Origin of the sequence: Rugosibacter aromaticivorans (assembly GCF_000934545.1) — a bacterium.
Taxonomy (GTDB): Bacteria; Pseudomonadota; Gammaproteobacteria; order Burkholderiales; family Rhodocyclaceae; genus Rugosibacter; species Rugosibacter aromaticivorans.
The window spans coordinates 647,632-664,474 of sequence record NZ_CP010554.1 but is presented as its reverse complement, the minus strand read 5'-3'; the positions used below and the strand labels follow the sequence as shown (position 1 = coordinate 664,474).

At 56.5% G+C, this 16,843-nt stretch carries 21 protein-coding genes; 11 read left to right on the top strand and 10 right to left on the bottom strand.

What is annotated here, in order from left to right; genetic code table 11:
* The first annotated feature begins 135 nt into the window (after nt 1–135).
* From PG1C_RS03495 to PG1C_RS14960, 4 genes are all read left to right on the top strand, one after another.
* Complete coding sequence (locus PG1C_RS03495; RefSeq protein ID WP_202636034.1) at nt 136–1,155, top strand: hypothetical protein; 1,020 nt, start codon at nt 136–138, stop codon at nt 1,153–1,155.
* Between the two features lie 33 nt (nt 1,156–1,188).
* Complete coding sequence (locus tag PG1C_RS03490) at nt 1,189–1,641, top strand: copper chaperone PCu(A)C (RefSeq protein ID WP_202636033.1); 453 nt, start codon at nt 1,189–1,191, stop codon at nt 1,639–1,641.
* 180 nt (nt 1,642–1,821) lie between these two features.
* Nucleotides 1,822–2,367, top strand: a complete 546-nt coding sequence (locus tag PG1C_RS03485; RefSeq protein WP_202636032.1) for a GGDEF domain-containing protein — start codon at nt 1,822–1,824, stop codon at nt 2,365–2,367.
* Between the two features lie 26 nt (nt 2,368–2,393).
* Entirely contained in the window at nt 2,394–2,525 is a 132-nt protein-coding gene (locus tag PG1C_RS14960; RefSeq protein WP_202636031.1) for a hypothetical protein, read from the top strand.
* A 198-nt stretch (nt 2,526–2,723) separates the two neighbouring features.
* Here the strand turns inward: PG1C_RS14960 and PG1C_RS03475 are convergent, their stop codons facing one another.
* Nucleotides 2,724–4,070 carry an LLM class flavin-dependent oxidoreductase gene (locus PG1C_RS03475; RefSeq protein WP_237218277.1) on the bottom strand — a complete coding sequence of 449 codons (1,347 nt, stop codon included), beginning with the start codon at nt 4,068–4,070 and terminating at the stop codon, nt 2,724–2,726.
* A 25-nt stretch (nt 4,071–4,095) separates the two neighbouring features.
* On the bottom strand, nt 4,096–4,959 hold the full coding sequence (locus PG1C_RS03470) for a YicC/YloC family endoribonuclease (RefSeq protein WP_284431788.1): 864 nt from the start codon (nt 4,957–4,959) through the stop codon (nt 4,096–4,098).
* Nucleotides 4,960–5,076: 117 nt separating this feature from the next.
* Between PG1C_RS03470 and PG1C_RS03465 the strand changes: the two genes are divergently transcribed.
* The 5 genes from PG1C_RS03465 to hemW all read left to right on the top strand — a co-directional run bounded on the left by PG1C_RS03465 (nt 5,077) and on the right by hemW (nt 9,085).
* Entirely contained in the window at nt 5,077–6,003 is a 927-nt protein-coding gene (locus tag PG1C_RS03465) for a serine/threonine-protein kinase (protein WP_202636029.1), read from the top strand.
* Between the two features lie 51 nt (nt 6,004–6,054).
* The gene (gene rph / locus PG1C_RS03460; RefSeq protein WP_269464918.1) at nt 6,055–6,789 is read left to right on the top strand and encodes a ribonuclease PH; all 735 of its coding nucleotides are present in this window, start codon (nt 6,055–6,057) and stop codon (nt 6,787–6,789) included.
* Between the two features lie 187 nt (nt 6,790–6,976).
* Nucleotides 6,977–7,147, top strand: coding sequence for a hypothetical protein (locus PG1C_RS03455; RefSeq protein WP_202636027.1), 171 nt, complete (start codon nt 6,977–6,979; stop codon nt 7,145–7,147).
* An 86-nt stretch (nt 7,148–7,233) separates the two neighbouring features.
* Entirely contained in the window at nt 7,234–7,824 is a 591-nt protein-coding gene (rdgB, locus tag PG1C_RS03450; RefSeq protein ID WP_284431787.1) for an RdgB/HAM1 family non-canonical purine NTP pyrophosphatase, read from the top strand.
* Nucleotides 7,814–9,085, top strand: coding sequence for a radical SAM family heme chaperone HemW (gene hemW / locus PG1C_RS03445; protein ID WP_202636026.1), 1,272 nt, complete (start codon nt 7,814–7,816; stop codon nt 9,083–9,085). Before rdgB ends, hemW begins: the two co-directional genes overlap by 11 nt.
* Nucleotides 9,086–9,111: 26 nt before the next feature.
* Here the strand turns inward: hemW and corA are convergent, their stop codons facing one another.
* Entirely contained in the window at nt 9,112–10,212 is a 1,101-nt protein-coding gene (corA, locus tag PG1C_RS03440; protein WP_284431786.1) for a magnesium/cobalt transporter CorA, read from the bottom strand.
* 31 nt (nt 10,213–10,243) lie between these two features.
* Here corA and PG1C_RS03435 point away from each other — a divergent pair, with 31 nt between their 5' ends.
* Nucleotides 10,244–10,546 (top strand): TauD/TfdA dioxygenase family protein, encoded by a 303-nt coding sequence (locus PG1C_RS03435; protein WP_202636025.1) that lies wholly within the window; start codon nt 10,244–10,246, stop codon nt 10,544–10,546.
* Between the two features lie 84 nt (nt 10,547–10,630).
* The gene (locus tag PG1C_RS03430) at nt 10,631–11,002 is read left to right on the top strand and encodes a hypothetical protein (protein WP_202636024.1); all 372 of its coding nucleotides are present in this window, start codon (nt 10,631–10,633) and stop codon (nt 11,000–11,002) included.
* Between the two features lie 23 nt (nt 11,003–11,025).
* Here the strand turns inward: PG1C_RS03430 and trmB are convergent, their stop codons facing one another.
* From trmB to chrA, 7 genes are all read right to left on the bottom strand, one after another.
* Nucleotides 11,026–11,748, bottom strand: coding sequence for a tRNA (guanosine(46)-N7)-methyltransferase TrmB (trmB, locus tag PG1C_RS03425; RefSeq protein WP_202636023.1), 723 nt, complete (start codon nt 11,746–11,748; stop codon nt 11,026–11,028).
* Entirely contained in the window at nt 11,729–12,637 is a 909-nt protein-coding gene (locus PG1C_RS03420; RefSeq protein WP_202636022.1) for a hypothetical protein, read from the bottom strand. The genes trmB and PG1C_RS03420 overlap by 20 nt, the downstream gene beginning before the upstream one ends.
* A complete protein-coding gene (locus PG1C_RS03415) occupies nt 12,634–13,470 on the bottom strand; it encodes a thiazole synthase (protein ID WP_284431785.1) in 837 nt (278 codons plus the stop codon). Before PG1C_RS03415 ends, PG1C_RS03420 begins: the two co-directional genes overlap by 4 nt.
* A 27-nt stretch (nt 13,471–13,497) precedes the next feature.
* Nucleotides 13,498–13,698, bottom strand: coding sequence for a sulfur carrier protein ThiS (thiS, locus tag PG1C_RS03410; RefSeq protein WP_202636021.1), 201 nt, complete (start codon nt 13,696–13,698; stop codon nt 13,498–13,500).
* A 9-nt stretch (nt 13,699–13,707) separates the two neighbouring features.
* Nucleotides 13,708–14,505: an ABC transporter permease gene (locus PG1C_RS03405; RefSeq protein WP_237218276.1), complete on the bottom strand. Its 798-nt coding sequence runs from the start codon at nt 14,503–14,505 to the stop codon at nt 13,708–13,710.
* A 296-nt stretch (nt 14,506–14,801) separates the two neighbouring features.
* Nucleotides 14,802–15,254 carry a chromate resistance protein ChrB domain-containing protein gene (locus tag PG1C_RS03400; RefSeq protein WP_202636020.1) on the bottom strand — a complete coding sequence of 151 codons (453 nt, stop codon included), beginning with the start codon at nt 15,252–15,254 and terminating at the stop codon, nt 14,802–14,804.
* Nucleotides 15,255–15,279: 25 nt separating this feature from the next.
* Complete coding sequence (gene chrA / locus PG1C_RS03395; RefSeq protein ID WP_202636019.1) at nt 15,280–16,632, bottom strand: chromate efflux transporter; 1,353 nt, start codon at nt 16,630–16,632, stop codon at nt 15,280–15,282.
* Between the last annotated feature and the right edge of the window lie 211 nt (nt 16,633–16,843).

Genomic DNA, 16,843 nt, shown 5'->3' with positions numbered 1-16,843 from the left:
GCCCTGAGCATCCTTGCCGCCATTCAGCAAGTTCACTGCATATTTCCTGCTCATGCGCACTCAGCGTGCGTAAGCAGTTGCAGTCGTCCAAAAACGGATTCAAATCCAGAGACAGATTCAAAAGGAGCATTCCAAATGCATTTCAACATCACTGCCACTACGCAGCGCTGGCTGCTTTGCGCATTCATCACCCTCACCGCCATCAGCGCACACGCCTCCTGCGGCTCGGCGTTTTGCTCGATTGACAACCACTGGGATGCCCAGGGGCTGACCCACAACGAAGGCTTAAGCCTTGATCTGCACTACTCCTGGGCCAAAGCCGACCGACTGCGCGCCGGGTCAAGCAGGATCAATGCAGAAGCGCCCAGCGCCAGCGGTGATGAGCTCGAAAACAAGCGTACCATCAACCAGGTGCTCAGCGCCGACTTCGAGTATGCGATCAACCCGCGCTGGAACATTGCTATCGGCCTCCCGCTGATGATCCGCGACCACACGCATACCCTCGACTCAATCACCGGCACCTCCGTTGACCAGCAAGCCAAGTTCAGCCAACTGGGCGATATCCGCGTGGTTGGCAAGTACAAGCTCGACAGCGGCAGTCCATTTTCCGGCAGCGGACTTCGCTTCGGCCTCAAGCTGCCCACCGGCGCCATCAACAAAACCATGTCGCCGTCCGATCCGGCCGACCCAACCACACCCTACAAGCTGGAACGCTCATCCCAGCCGGGTACTGGCAGCACCGATCTGATTCTTGGCGCCTATCACTACAACGGTACACCTGGCAGTGGCTGGAACTGGTTCTTCAGCGGCGAAGCGCAGGCGGCGATTGACACCCGCGATGCGTACCGGCCCGGTAAAACGCTCAACCTGAATCTCGGCCTGAGCCGCACGCTCTCCAGCACCACCAGCGCCTTGCTGCAGCTTAATACGCAATATCGCGGCCGCGATACCGGCGCCAATGCCAACCCTGCTTCCGGCGGCTATTCGATCCATCTCAGCCCTGGCCTGTCCATTGCAGTGACCTCGCAAACCCGCGTCTATGGCTTCCTGCAAGTTGCCCTGCGGCAATACGCCAATACCGACCCGGCCATTCCTGGCTCGGGCCAGCTCACTGCACCCTGGTCGCTGGCGCTGGGCGTCAATCACCGTTTTTGATTTTTTCCCATTCAACGTAAAGGAGCAAACCTCATGTCTCGCCTTATTCAAACCAGCATTCTCTTTGTCCTACTGACCTTCTCGGCCCATGCCGAATATGCCGAACATGCCAAAATAAGCGTACAGAACGCCTGGATACGCCCCACCGTGCCATTGCAAAAAGTAACCGGGGCATTCATGACCATCACCTCGACCACCGCTGCGCGCCTTGTCGGTATGACATCGCCGGTTGCCGATCACGTCGAAATTCACGAAATGCTGGTGGAAAACGACATCATGAAAATGCGCGCCGTGCCTAGCCTGCCGCTAACCGCCGACAAAAGCCTGGAACTCAAACCCGGCGGCTATCACGTCATGCTGTTTGGCCTGCATCAGCAGGTGAAGGCCGGTGACAGTGTGCCGCTCACGCTGATCATTGAGGACAGCAATAAAAAGCGCACATCCGTAACGGTCAAGGCCGCCGCAAAATCAGCCACAGCGTATTGAAGGAACAATGCCATACCGCTCCATTCACACCCGCGCATTGATCGCCAAACCCACACATTCAAACGTGGCGAACTCATTCACCTCACCGCTGACAAAGGACCTGTCTGGCGCATCATCGGCTGGATTACTGTCTCAACCGGCGAGGTTGCCAAAGAAGCAGACCACTTTGGCCAAACCTTGATGGATATCGAAAAAAATAGTGCCCTGCCGGGCGCCACAATCGATATCAAAGCCTTGATCGTCGGCACCCAGACTATGCAGGCCTCAACGAATTCACTCAAAGCCAAGTTAGCGAAAAGCCAACGCGAAATTGAGTCGCTGCGTGAAGAGGTCACCCGCGCACGCGACGCTTCTTTGCTTGATGCCCTCACAGGGCGAACCAACCGCCGTGGGTTTGACCAAGCACTGGACGCCTGTCTTGATTCGCTGAATACTGAGGACACACACGACCCCGCCGCTCAGCCGTGTTTGTTAATGTGTGACATTGATCACTTCAAAAAAATCAATGACACCTATGGCCATTTGTTTGGCGACAAAGTGATTCGCGCGGTAGCGCAGGTGCTCATGGATAATGTCAAAGGACGTGACACCGCGGCGCGCTATGGCGGCGAAGAATTTGTTGTGCTACTGCCAAACACCTTACTGGAAGGCGTACACGCCTTGGCAGAAAATCCCTTCCGTACCATTGAAGGGAACGAATTAAAAAAGGTGGTAGCGAAGAAGTAACTGCCAAGGTCACGATCTCGCTGGGCGTGGCGCGCTACGTCCCTGATGAAGCGGGCACATCGTTTATCGAACGCGCGGATAAAGCCTTGTATGCCGCAAAACACGGAGGACGTAATCAGGTGTGCGTAGCCTCAGAGGTATGCGCAGCCTCAGCCTGATTTACCTGAACAGCCATGGTCGAAAAATAAAATGCCAGCGCTGAAAAGTCGGCGCTGGCGATACGCCGCGAAGCTTTGAATCTGACCGCAGGGAATGTTTGAACCCGCTGTTGGGCAGAGCCGTCCCTGGAAAGTCCCCTTGGGGGACGGTGAAAAAGCGCGATGAAAGAAATCGTGGCGAAACAAGCCAGCGGCAAACTATGCCGATTTTTTCGAAGGGAAAAACCGATTCTCCGGTCGCTGTAACCCAAGATTTTCGCGCAGGGTCTTGCCTTCGTACTCGCGGCGGAACAGCCCGCGCCGTTGCAATTCAGGCACCACCTTATCGACAAAGTCATCCAGCCCCTCGGGTAGATAGGGGAACATGATATTGAAGCCATCACAGGCTTTGGAAGTGAACCAGTCTTCAATCTGATCGGCAATCATCGCCGGGGTGCCGATCATTTCCAGGGTGCCAAATGCGCCGCCGATATATTGCGCCAGCTCACGCACGGTGAAGCCCTCATCCCGGCTCATGGCGACCAGTTTTTGCCGCGCCGTGTGGCTGGCGTTGGACGGTGGCAGATCCTCCGGCAAGGGTTTATCCAGATCGAAACCCGAAATATCACAGCCCAGTTGCCCCGCCAGAGAGGCAAAGCCACTCTCGGGATATACCAGGCTATCAAGATGGCGTTTTTTAGCACGCGCTTCTTCGGCCGTATCCCCCACCACGACAAATGCGCCGGGGAGAATTTTCATCTGCCCCGGGTCGCGGCCCACGGCCAGCATTCTCGCCTTGACATCGGTGTAATACTGTTGTGCCACTTCTTTTTTGCTCAAGCCTGAAAATACCACCTCTGCCGTTTCCGCCGCGAGCTGACGGCCCGCTTCGGATTGCCCGGCCTGCACGATCACCGGCCAGCCTTGAATCGGACGCGCCACATTCAGCGGGCCGCGCACGGAAAAATATTTGCCCTTGTGGTCCAGCACATGCAGCTTTTCGGGATCGAAATAAACACCGCTGGTCACATCGCGGATAAAGGCATCGTCTGCCCAGCTATCCCACAAGCCGGTGACGACATCGTAAAACTCGCGCGCCCGCACGTAGCGCTCATCGTGCTCCATATGCTCTTCACGGCTGAAATTCAGCGCTTCTTTGGGGTTGCTGGATGTCACCACATTCCAGCCAGCGCGGCCGTTGCTTAAGTGATCAAGTGAAGCAAACTTGCGTGCCACATGATACGGCTCGTTATACGTTGTTGACGCAGTAGCCACCAGGCCAATGTGTTCTGTCACCATCGCCAGCGCGGGCAGTAAAGTGAGTGGATCGAATGAAGTCACCGTGGCACTGCGCTTTAAGGCATCCATCGGCATATTGAGTACCGCCAGATGATCGGCCATGAAAAACATGTCGAACCGTCCGCGCTCAAGTGTTTGGATAAATCGCTTGAGATGCGCCAAGTTAAAGTTGGCGTCAGGAAAGGCTCCGGGATAACGCCATGCGGCGGTGTGAATCGTCACCGGGCGCATAAAGGCGCCTAAACGAATTTTGCGGTCTTCAGGCATGCTTATCTCCTTTTGATTTTTAAACTTATTCCAGATTCTGTACTTGCTCGCGCATTTGCTCGATCAGCAATTTTAATTCCAGCGCAATCGCCGTGACTTGGCCCGACACGGATTTCGAGGCCAGGGTATTGGCCTCGCGGTTGAGTTCCTGGGTCAGAAAATCCAGCCGCTTGCCCACCGCACCGCCTTTTTTCAGCACGCGCTCCACTTCATCAAGATGCGTCACCAGGCGCGCAATTTCTTCTGCTACATCGATCTTGGCAGCAAAAACACCCACTTCCTGGCGAATGCGATCTTCATCCAGATTCGCCACCGCTTCGCGCAATTTGGCCGACAGGCGCTCGCGGTAGGCGGCAATGGCCGCCGGCAGCAGCGGCTCGGCGGCGCGCATCTGCCCGCGCATCCGTGTGATACGCTCTTGCAGCACGTCGGCCAGCTTGGCCCCTTCACGTTCGCGGCTGGCGACAAACTCATCCAACAATGTGGCAAAAAGTGCCAGCGCAACGCTTTGCAATTGATCAGGCGCTACCGTGTCATCCGCGAGTACCCCGGGCCAGCGCAACACTTCGGCGACAGTCAATGCCTGTGCCTGCGGCAAGGCTTGACGCACGGTAGCCTCCATGCGGCCCAGCTCGGCGAGCAGCGCCACATTCGGTGTGCGTTCACGCACAACACCGCCCTGCCCCGGCTGCGCCATGAGATAGGCGCGGCATTCAAGCTTGCCGCGGCCGATGCGTTCGGTAATTTTTTCGCGCAGCGGCATTTCCAGAAAGCGCAGTTCCTCACTTAAACGAAAACTGATATCAAGATACCGGGAATTCACGCTTTTGATTTCAAGATTCAGTACTGCATCACCAAGGTCTTGGCTGGCAGCGGCATAGCCGGTCATGCTGTGTATCATGGGTATCAAACTCTCGAAGATTGAAAAAAATCGGCCTCGTGCGCAGGCTGTGGTATACAGCAGACTGCTGAAAAGCGAGAACCACCACAGTATAACTATCTACCTATGCCCCCCCCCATCAATCACCCGTTGCCTGCCGACTCGATGCTGGAAAGTTATCGTATCGAGCGCCAAATTTCATGCGGCGGGTTTTCCATCATCTATCTTGCCTATGACGCTAACCAGCAACCGCTGGCGATCAAGGAATATATTCCGCAAACACTCGCACTACGCGCTGCAGGCGAAGCTCAGTTGCAGATTCCGCCGGAACATCAAGCTGAATTTCAGCGCGGGCTCGCTTACTTCTTTGAGGAGGCACGCGTGCTCAGCGGGTTAAGTCACACCAATGTCATCCGTGTGCTGAACTTTTTTCGTGCCAACGGCACCGCCTATATGGTGATGCCTTTAGAGCGCGGGCGCACCCTGCAAGACCACATTCGCGCGCAGCGCGGGCCTATCAGTGAAGCATTTGTATTGAACGTGTTTACCAACTTATTGCATGGCATGAGCGAGGTGCACAGTTGCGGGCTGTTACATCTCGATCTGAAACCTGCCAATATCTGGCTGCGCTGTGACCATACCCCGGTCGTGCTGGATTTTGGCGCTTCGCGCTTTGCCGTAGATATCGGCCCTCCTTTGCCGCGCGCCATGTATACCCCCGGTTTTGCTGCGCCTGAGCAATATCACGGCAACTATACCTTGGGGCCATGGACGGATATTTATGCCATTGGTGCCTGCATGTATGCTGCCCTTGCTAAAACTGCGCCGCCCGCAGCCGACGAACGGCTAAAAGATGATTATCTGCATCCGGCGCGGCAGCGCTTCAGCGACCTGTATTCACCGCGCCTGCTCATCGCCATTGATGAATGCCTGCGCCTTGCCCCCGCGCTGCGGCCACAAAATGCCCACGCTTTACGGGAAACACTGGCCAAGGCGGGTGACTCCGGCTGGTCGGCGTGGCTGAGAAAATTGCGCCATCATCTTCAACCCTGACACCTTTAACTCTGACAGAAAGTTGCCATGAATCAATCGGTAAACCCAATCATCACGCGCACCGAGCGTAAGCCCGATCAACTGCGCGCATTGAAAATCAGCCGCCACTACACCTGCCATGCCGAAGGCAGCGTGTTGATTGAATTCGGTTTAACCAAAGTGTTATGCACCGCCAGCGTGGAAGAATCCGTGCCGTCATTTTTGCGTGGCAAAGGTTCCGGCTGGATCACGGCCGAATACGGCATGCTGCCGCGATCGACACATACCCGCAGTACGCGCGAAGCGGCAAAGGGCAAACAGTCCGGACGCACGCAGGAAATCCAGCGACTCATCGGCCGCAGCCTGCGCGCGGTGACCGATCTGTCCGCGCTGGGTGAGCGTCAGATCACGCTGGATTGCGACGTGTTGCAAGCCGACGGCGGCACACGCTGCGCCGCCATCACCGGCGCCTGCGTGGCCCTGCACGACGCCCTCGCCACACTGGTGGCCAGCGGTAAACTGGCAACCAGCCCGCTGCGCGAACTGGTTGCCGCCGTGTCGGTCGGCATCGTCGCCGGGCAGCCCCGGCTCGATCTCGACTATGCCGAGGACTCGGCGTGCGACACCGACATGAATGTAGTGATGGCCGCCAGCGGCGGCCTGATTGAAGTGCAGGGCACGGCAGAGGGCGCACCGTTTTCGCGGACCGAGTTGGATGCGCTGCTAGCGCTTGCGACGCAAGGCATCAACAGTATTATCCAAGTGCAATATACGGCGTTGGGGATTCGTTCATTCACTACAAAATAGGCCGGATACTTGCGGCAAGCCTTTCAGTTAACACCCGCAAAACACAAGGCAGATGACTGCTGACCAGGTGCAGAGCAAATAAATGGACAGAGAAAGGCTACGCTATATAATTATCGCGACACTGTAGGTGGTGATTAATTCACGGTGTCAGATAAGACATCCTAACTATCTAACCGGAGGATTTATTATGAAAAAATTGCTTGCTGCTTTATTGGTTGGTTTACTTGCCACTGCTGTTTTTGCCGGCGAAGCAGAGAAAGAAGATACTGCTACCGCGCCTGCTGCAACGACTGAAGCGACTACCACTGAAGCTGCTACCACTGAGACGGCCCCTGCTACTGAAACCGAAGCAAAGTAAGTCTGGTTGTAACACCCGAACAAACGGCGGACTACTCTGCCGTTTGTTCATGCATGGACAGGCTGTACAGCCATCCATAACTTATCATGCAAAAACTAGTGCTCGCCTCGAATAATCCCGGCAAGTTGCGCGAGTTCGCCGAGTTACTCGCGCCGCTGAATTTTCAACTTGTGCCTCAAGCCGATTTCGCCGTCCCAGAGGCGGACGAGCCGCATGCCACGTTCATCGAAAATGCGCTGACCAAGGCGCGTCACGCCGCGCGCCTTACCGGCCTGCCCGCGCTGGCGGATGATTCGGGGCTGGTCGTGCCCGCGCTGGGGGGCGCGCCCGGCGTGCATTCGGCACGCTATGCGGGCAAGCCGAAAGATGATCAGCGCAACAATCAAAAACTGGTTGCGGCGCTGGAAAGTATCGCGGATAAGCGCGCGCATTATGTAGCCGTTCTGGTGCTGGTGCGCCATGCGGATGACCCGCAACCGCTGATCGGCGAAGGCGAATGGCATGGCGAGATCATCACCACTGCGCGTGGCAAAGGCGGGTTTGGTTATGACCCGCATTTTTTGATTCCTGATCTCGGGTGCACCGCCGCCGAGCTTTCGGCGGAAGAAAAAAACCGCCGCTCGCATCGCGGCCAGGCGCTCCGGCAACTAATCGGCAAGCTGAAACATGCCGCGTGATAGCCGCATCATTCCGATCACTGCCGTCTCGTCAGCGCCAGCGCGGCACGTCCCTTCGGGAACTTTTTCAGACGGCAGCGCAGCGGCAACCTCAGGCCTTGCCGCACCGCCGCCGCTGGCCCTCTATGTGCACTGGCCGTGGTGCGTCAAAAAATGCCCCTACTGCGACTTCAACTCGCACGAAGCCAAAGCGGACATTGACGAAGCCGCTTACCTCGCAGCGCTGATTGCCGACCTTGAAGCGGCGCTACCGCACATCTGGAACCGACCGGTAATGAGTGTGTTCATCGGCGGCGGCACGCCCAGCCTGATGCGCGCGGAAACGGCCGATGCCTTGCTGGCCGCCATCCGCATGCGCGTGCCGTTGCAGCCGGATGCCGAAATTACCCTCGAAGCCAATCCTGGCACGGTGGACGCCGAAAAGTTCAAAGCCTTCCGCGAGGCCGGCGTCAATCGGCTGTCGCTGGGCATTCAAAGTTTTGCCGATGACAAGCTCAAGGCACTCGGCCGCATCCACGACAGCCGCGAAGCGCGGCAGGCGATTGATCTGGCGCTGACGCATTTCGCCCGCGTGAACATCGATCTCATGTACGCGCTGCCGCAGCAAAACCTCAATGAGGCCGAGCACGACATCGACACAGCGATTGCCAGCGGCGCAAGCCACCTCTCGGCCTATCACCTGACGCTGGAACCGAACACGCCGTTTCACCACACGCCGCCGCCGCTGCCCGATGACGACATCGCCGCCGACATGCAGGAAATGATCGAGGCAAAACTTGCTGTGGAAAATTTCATCCACTACGAAACCTCGGCCTTTGCCAAAGCCGGGGAACAATGCCGCCACAACCTCAACTACTGGGCGTTTGGCGATTATCTTGGCATCGGCGCGGGTGCCCATTCCAAGCTGTCCAATCATATGGAAATCTGGCGCGAAGCGCGTCACCGCCACCCGCGCGCGTATATGCAGGGTGCGGCAAAGAGCCAACCAAAGCATCACCTTAACGACTTCATCAGCACACGGCAAACGATTAGCGCGACCGATCTGCCCGGTGAATTCATGATGAATGCGCTACGTTTGACCGCCGGTTTCCCGCTGCGCCTGTTCACCGAACGCACCGGCTTAGCCCTGGCCACCATCGAAAACTCGGCGCTGGTGGCGCGGCGCGAAGGGCTGCTGGAAATGGTTGAAGACACACTGCGGCCGACACGGCAGGGGCAGCGCTTTCTTAATCAGCTACTGGCGCGATTTCTGGCTGACTGATTTTTCGTTTGCGCGGAAAGCAGCTGTCATAGCCAGCCCATGCGGCGGAAGCGGTGAAACAACACACCGCAGGCAGTGGCGATCACCACCAGGGCCGCCGGATAGCCATAATCCCATTGCAGCTCCGGCATGGCCTTGAAGTTCATGCCCCAGATGCCGGCAAATGCGGTGGCCACGGCAAAAATACCGGCCCAGGCGGCGAGGCGCTTGGCCACATCGCTTTGATCAATGGCCACGGATGACAAACTCACTTGGATCGCCGTACCGATGGTGTCGCGAATGCCATCGAGGCTGGCGTTAATGCGCACCAGATGATCATACACATCACGAAAATAATCTCGGCTCCCCGCGCAAACTGGCGGCACGCGGCCACTGGTCAGCTTGCCTACAGCTTCCATCAGTGGTGTCACCGCATGCTTGAGCGTCACCGTGTGGCGCTTGACTTCATAGAGACGTTCGATATTTGAACGCGCCGCGCCCTTATCAAAAATATGTTCCTCAATGGCTTCGAGTTCCGACTCGACGCTGTCGATGAGTGGGAAATAACGATCCACCACAGCATCCATCAGGGCATAGAGCACAAAGCCCGCGCCTTGTTTAAGCATCTCCGGCTCACGTTCGCAGCGCGCGCGCACACCGAGCAGCGGATGGCTGCTACGGTTGCGCACCGAAAGAATGAAATTGCGGCCGACAAAGATATCCACTTCACCGACGACGATTTCCTCTTGCACTTGTTCCAGCGTATGAACCACGGCGAACAGTGTCTCGCCGTATTCCTCGATCTTCGGTCGCTGGTGGCCGTGGTTTGCATCCTCGATGGCTAGCGGATGCAGGTCGAACTCCTCGCGCATTTTTTCCAGCTCGGCAGGCGTCGCATCGCGCAAAGCAACCCAAACAAAGCAATCAGGCTGTTGCAGATAATCGCTAATCGCTTCAATATCCAACTCAGCGAGTTTTTTGCCTTCGCGGTAAGCAACACAGTTAATCAGCATACGCAGCTCCATGAGTTTGCCCCGCCATCCCGTCAGATGAGATGCGGGGTGAAAGGCACCTGCCAATTTTTGCAATTTTTCAGTCAGGACAGAAACGGGAGTATCAACATCTTTCCCACCCTGTTTGCGTGGCATGGCTCATCACAACGCCTGTCAAAGGGTTAAGATGCGGCGGTTACACGCCAGTTTTCCGCATATCACCGCATGCCTGACTTCACGCATTTCTCGGTACAAACCTCTCGTCGACACCGTTGGCGCGCTCGTCGAAGGAATTGACTTGCAAAAACCGCTGATTGATTTTCTGTTTGCTCATCAGACCCGAGCAGAATTCACCTGCCGCTTTTCCTGGGCCGTGGGTTCCACTGCGCGCTGGGACAACCGCTGCGTACTACACCACCCGATCCATGATTATCATGGAGACACGCGACTGTTGCATCGCGTGACCTTGCAAGGGGATAAGCCCCGTTGAACGACCCCGTTGAACTCATACACATCGCGGCACTCGAACACGGAAAAGCTGCGCTGCAATCTCTTTAACCAAAAGGAGCCCTTGATGCTGAATCATAAAACATGCGCTGTCATTTTGTCGCTGACAGGCGCCGCGTTTTCTGTTGTACCAGCGGAGGTGAAAGCGGCCACATCGAATACGGCCGTACCATCCATACCTTCCATTCCGCTCATCGTCATGCCGAAGTTTCCGCCGCGACGAGCGCCGCTTGCACCGCCCGTCGTGAATGACGTCAGCCGCGCCTATGAATTTCGCACGCAACTACTCGGCAGCCCACAGTGCCAGCGCTTTGCCATGGAATCCGATACCGTGTTTTTGAATGGCGCGCTCGATGATGCACAAAAAGCCGACAAGCTCAAAGCGCTCGGTGCCCAAGCCCAGGCAAGTGATTGCCTCGCACCAGCGGCAGCGCACTGAGCGGCAGCACCTCACGCAAATGCTTACGCTGTGCGGCGAAAGATAACGTCCCATACGCCATGGCCCAGACGCAGACCGCGTGTCTCAAATTTTGTTTGCGGCCGGTAGCTGGGGCGTGGGGCGTAATCGCTGGCGATATTGTTCAGTAATGGCTCGGCCGTTAGCACGGCTAACATTTGTTCAGCATAGTCCTGCCAATCGGTTGCACAGTGGATATAGCCATTGGGTGCCAACCGTTGGGCAAGCGCATGAACAAACGCGGGCTGAATCAGTCGCCGTTTTTGCTGGCGTTTTTTGGGCCACGGATCGGGAAAAAAAACGTGGATGCCGAAAAGGCTTTGCGGCGCAATCATATCGCGTACCACCTCAACGGCGTCATGCTGAATCACATGCAGGTTAGTTAGCCCACGCGTTGCAATTTCCTTGAGCAGGCTGCCTACGCCCGGAGTATGCACCTCGATACCAAGATAATCATTTTCTGGTTGCGATGCGGCGATAGCAGCGGTGGTCTCGCCCATGCCGCAACCGATTTCAAGAATTTTTGGCGCTGCACAACGCAAAGGACCAAACACTGTTGTCCAATCCAGCAGAGTTTGCTGATATGGGATACCCCAGCGCGGCATGCCTTCTTCGTGAAAGCGACGTTGCGCAGCAGAAACCCGCCCCTGCCGCAACACAAAGCTACGAATATGGCGGTCCGGTGTCTCTTCGGTAGATTCTGTGAGATCAGGGGGCGCGGGGTTCATCAGGTAGAGAGGGCGCTTCTGTGGGTGCGGGTGTTGCGATGGGTTCTGTCGCAGCGGAGGGCACAAGATTGGTTGCTGGCACAGCGGCAGGTGCGGGCGCATCGTTTGTTGTGCTGGTTACGCTGGTTGCATTGATTGCATTGGTTGCCTGCGCTGGCTGTGCGGCTGTCGCACTGGCGGGAACTACCTCGCCCGCAATAGTTTTCATCGCGATCAGCGGCTCCACCTGCAACAACGCCGCAAGATCGTAACGCGGCCCGGTGATGGCTTGCGTCAAACTGGCGCAGGCCACGCTTAATTCAAACTGCCCCAGCGATTGATCAATGTAGTCCTTCAGGTTGAGTGCCCGGGTTAAATCTTGCCATTGAGCAACAGCCGCCTGTGGGCCAAAATAATACTTGGCCAGATCATGCACCACCTGATCAATGGCTGCGGCCTGCTGAGCATGCCAAGCAACGAATGATTTTTGGATGGCGGCAGATTGTTCAGGTAAATCCACACAGGCTGCTGCAAGTAACGAGACCCCATGCGCCAAGCCAAATAACCGCTGCCGCACGAGAATTTCTGGCTGATCAAAAGCATATCCGGTGCGTCCTGGTAACGCCTTCAATTCAGCGGGAGCCGGGGCAGTAGAAGGCACAGGAGATGGCGATGCTGCTGCCTCATGCGGACTCAAAGGTAACGCGCGGGGTGGTTCTACAGGCGGCGCGGCGAATGGCGTGTCTGGTGTTTGAATTTGACCCTGATCGCTGGCGGCAAGCGCTGGAACATCTTTTGGATACGCAATGGCACGCGCTATTGGCTCGGATTCGGGCTCGGCTTCTGCCGTTTCCTGGGCGCAAAGCACTGAGGGCAACAGCAGCCACCCAACAACCAGCCAGCATTTCACGTTGCGCCGATCAATCCACCGCTGGGCGAACTGGGCACTGCCGAATAAAACTTCTTGGGCATGCGTCCTGCCAGCCAAGCCTCTCGACCTGCTTCAACGGCTTTTTTCATCGCACCTGCCATGCGTACCGGGTCTTCTGCTGCGGCAATCGCGGTGTTCATTAACACGCCATCACAGCCGAGCTCCATTGCGATAGCGGCATCCGAGGCCGTGCCCACGCCGGCATCCACCAGCACCGGCACTTTGGCTTGGTTGATGATGAGTTGCAGATTCCACGGGTTAAGAATACCCATGCCGGAACCAATAAGTGAAGCCAGCGGCATGATTGCCACACAACCGATGTCCTCTAGCATGCGCGCCTGGATCGGGTCATCCGCGCAATACACCATCACCTGAAAGCCCTCCTTGACCAAAATGTCTGCTGCCTTCAGGGTTTCAGGCATGTTGGGGAATAAAGTCTGCGCGTCTCCCAGCACTTCGAGCTTCACCAGTGCGTGGCCGTCCAGCAGTTCACGCGCCAGGCGCAACGTGCGCACAGCATCATCCGCCGTAAAGCACCCTGCGGTGTTCGGCAAAATGGTGAATTGCTCAGGGGGCAATACGTCCAGCAAAGACGGCTGACCCGGCTCCTGGCCGATATTGGTGCGCCGAATCGCCACTGTGACAATCTCGGCCCCAGAGGCATCAATCGCTGCGCGCGTTTGCGCAAAATCCTTGTATTTGCCTGTGCCCACGAGTAACCGCGAGCCATACGCCCGACCGGCGATCACCAAAAGATCCGCCACCGCGGGGGCCGCCACCGTGGTGCTGAGCTGGTTTAACGCTTGATTCATGGAACGATTAACTCCTGTATTTGTTAGCTAGCCGCCGCCGACGGCGACAACGATTTCGATGCGATCGCCGGTGGTCAGCAGGGTTTCCGCATGGCGGCTTTTGGGCACAATCTCGCCATTTCTTTCCACCGCAACGCGTTTGCCGGTGAGGTTGCGCGAATCCAGCAACGCTGCTACCGACAACGGTGCCGACAGCGTCAAGGCTTCGCCGTTAATGATAAGTTCCATGATGCAATTTTACTTCAGCAAACGTCGTTGCGTCAGCCGTAATGCAATCCAGAATGCCCCGCCCGTGATAATCAGCAACGCGCCGACATGCAACGCAATGTGCGACGGCACCTGACCAAACAAGAGCGGCCGCACCAGCGCCACCGCATGCGTGAGCGGCAGCCACGCCGCCACTGACTGCACCAAGAAGGGCAGCTGCTCCTGCGGAAAGAACACCCCGCACAGCAAAACCATCGGCGTCAAAAACAGCGTGAAGTAATACATGAAAAAATCATAGGATGGTGCCAACGCAGTGATGATCAAGCCCAGCGCAGAAAATGTCAGGCCCGTCAGAAAGATCACCGGCAACGCCCACAATGCCAGCGGCGAGGCCACAAAACCGAGTAATGAGACCACCAGCAGAATCGCGCTGCCCGAAAGCGTGGCCTTGGCCGCCGCCCATAACCATTCGCCCGCCAGCACATCGTCCAGCGCCACCGGCGCATACAAAATAGCCTCCCATGTGCGTTGCATCTGCATGCGTGAAAAAGCCGAATACAACGCCTCAAACGACGCCGCATTCATGGTGGAAGCGCACACCGTACCGCTGGCCAGAAACGCAATGTAAGGCACCCCCGCCACTTGCGGCAACAAGCTGCCCAATCCATAACCCAACCCAAACAGATAAATCATCGGGTCCGCGAGATTGCCCAGCAAGGAAGGAATCGCCATTTTTTTCCAGACCAGAAAATTACGCCGCCACACGGCCAACGTACGCTTTGATAGCTGCGGCAACACACCGTGATTTAAAGCTGGGGAGTGATTCACGTTAATCTATCCTTTGGATGATGCTGACAACGCCTCTGCACTTTTGACGGCAACAAAAAAGTCGGCGCTGATGGTACGGCAGACCGCTATCGTAACCGCCTTTCGTTGATACTGGCCAAAGTCCTCTTCCTGCCATCCTCTTCCTGCCATTTCGCCGCTATTTTTTTATTTGGCATCCAATTTTCGTGATCGATATTGGGGCGACGTGCCGCAACGCACCAAGCCCACCGAGCAGTTACGCTATCATGATCACTCTGGGAAAGACGGCTATCGACGGGGGCGTTACGCTGCCACAATCACTTAGCCGGGGGCCAGTTATGTGCTTCCTTCTGGCAATCCTTGCACCATGCATAGAGTGCGTCATGGATCACCAGCCCATGCTGCAGCATTTCGTGATCATCCTGGAAGGTGTGAGACAGCCCCAGAGAAATCGCATAAAGCCCGGCCGACTGTGGCGTGAGTTCGAGCCTTGATGTATCTGCGCCCCTGACAATCTCGGCAAGCTGCTGCAAAGCGGGGTCGTTGAGATTGTATTTCTTCAGGAAAGCATCGAAACTGCACAACTCACCCACATGGGAGAACTCGACGCCGGGAATATCGTATGGAATCGCTCCAGTTTCCTGCGCCACTTTCAGCACATCGCCACTTGGCACATAGTGAAGTTCCGGTTCCGTGTCGATAAACCGTGCAATCAACCAAGGACAGGCGATGCGGTCCATCTTTGGACGTTCACGCGTAACCCATTTCATGATTTATTTCTCCTTGTACGGATGCTCAAGCGAGCAACTTCCATCCCATGCCTAGAACACCGCTGGCTAGGATGACAGGTATCACCCCAACCTTGAACCGAAAGATGGCTACCGTGGCAGTCATGGCAAGCACGATGGATGGCCAGTCTACGGCGTTGCCAAGACCCGTCGGCCAGAACACGTGATAGGCAAAGAACAATGCCAGATTGACGATGACCCCCACCACGGCGGCCGTGATGGCGGTCAATGGCGCCGTCAGTTTCAGGTTGCCATGGGTGGTTTCGATAAACGGGCCACCCATGAAGATAAAGACGAAGCTTGGCAGGAAGGTAAAGAAGGTGGCCACCGCAGCGGCTATGAAAGCCGAAGCAAAGACAGCATCGCCACCAAAGATCTGCTTGACCCACCCACCGACAAAACCGACAAAGGTAACCACCATGATGAGCGGGCCGGGTGTGGTTTCACCCAGAGCCAGCCCATCAATCATCTGCGTAGGGGTCATCCATTGATAATGCTCTACGGCGCCTTGATAGACGTAAGGCAGCACCGCATACGCGCCACCAAAAGTCAACAATGCAGCCCTGGTAAAGAACCAGCCCATCTGAGTGAAGGTACTTTGCCAGCCAAAGCTTGCAACCAGCACAGCCATGACAGCCAGCCATGAGCCAACCCCGATGGCGGCAACTTTTGCCAGCCTGATCCAACTGAACAAAGCGTGGTCCGGCGTGGGCGTATCGTCATCAATCAAGCTAGGGCCGAAATGCTTGTCTGCCTTACCGTGTCCGCCCCCTGCGTTAAAGTGATCAGGCGAGAGGCGTCCACCGAAATACCCAATTACCCCGGCGGCGAGCACGATGACTGGAAACGGAAGCTTGAGGGCGAAAATGGCGACAAATGCGAAGGCCGAAATTGACCACAGGACGTTATTTTTCAACACTCGCGACCCAATACGAAAAGCCGCGAACAGCACGATGGCAACCACCGCAGGCTTGATGCCATACAACAGCCCGGCAATGGCAGGAACCGAGCCATAGGCTATGGAAACCCAGGCCAGTCCCACCAGAATAAAAAACGAAGGCAGCACGAACAACCCGCCAGCGATGATGCCGCCCCAAGTGCGATGCATCAGCCAGCCGATGTAGGTGGCCAGTTGTTGTGCTTCAGGGCCGGGTAGCACCATGCAATAGTTCAGGGCATGAAGGAAACGCTTTTCTGAAATCCAGCGTTTCTTTTCCACAAGGTCATGATGCATGATGGCGATCTGACCGGCGGGTCCGCCGAAACTTATAAAGCCGAGCTTGAGCCAGTAGATAAAGGCGACAGATAGTGAAACGGGTGTCGGCGCCGAATCAGAAGTATTGATGTTTTTCGCGTCCATAAACTCACCTCATTGGGCATAGAGCCACAAAGATTTGAGCAGACCTTGGACGCCGGCGTCTTGAGACGGGGAGGCTGCATAACCCCCATGAGGCTGATATGCTAGTTTCTTTCGGGGAGCATGGCAAGTTGTAACCGTCCGCTTGGGGCCGATGTGAGACCGTCAGCTAATGACAGTCCGGCGATTCATGGCCCTTGTCGCTTCGCAAAAC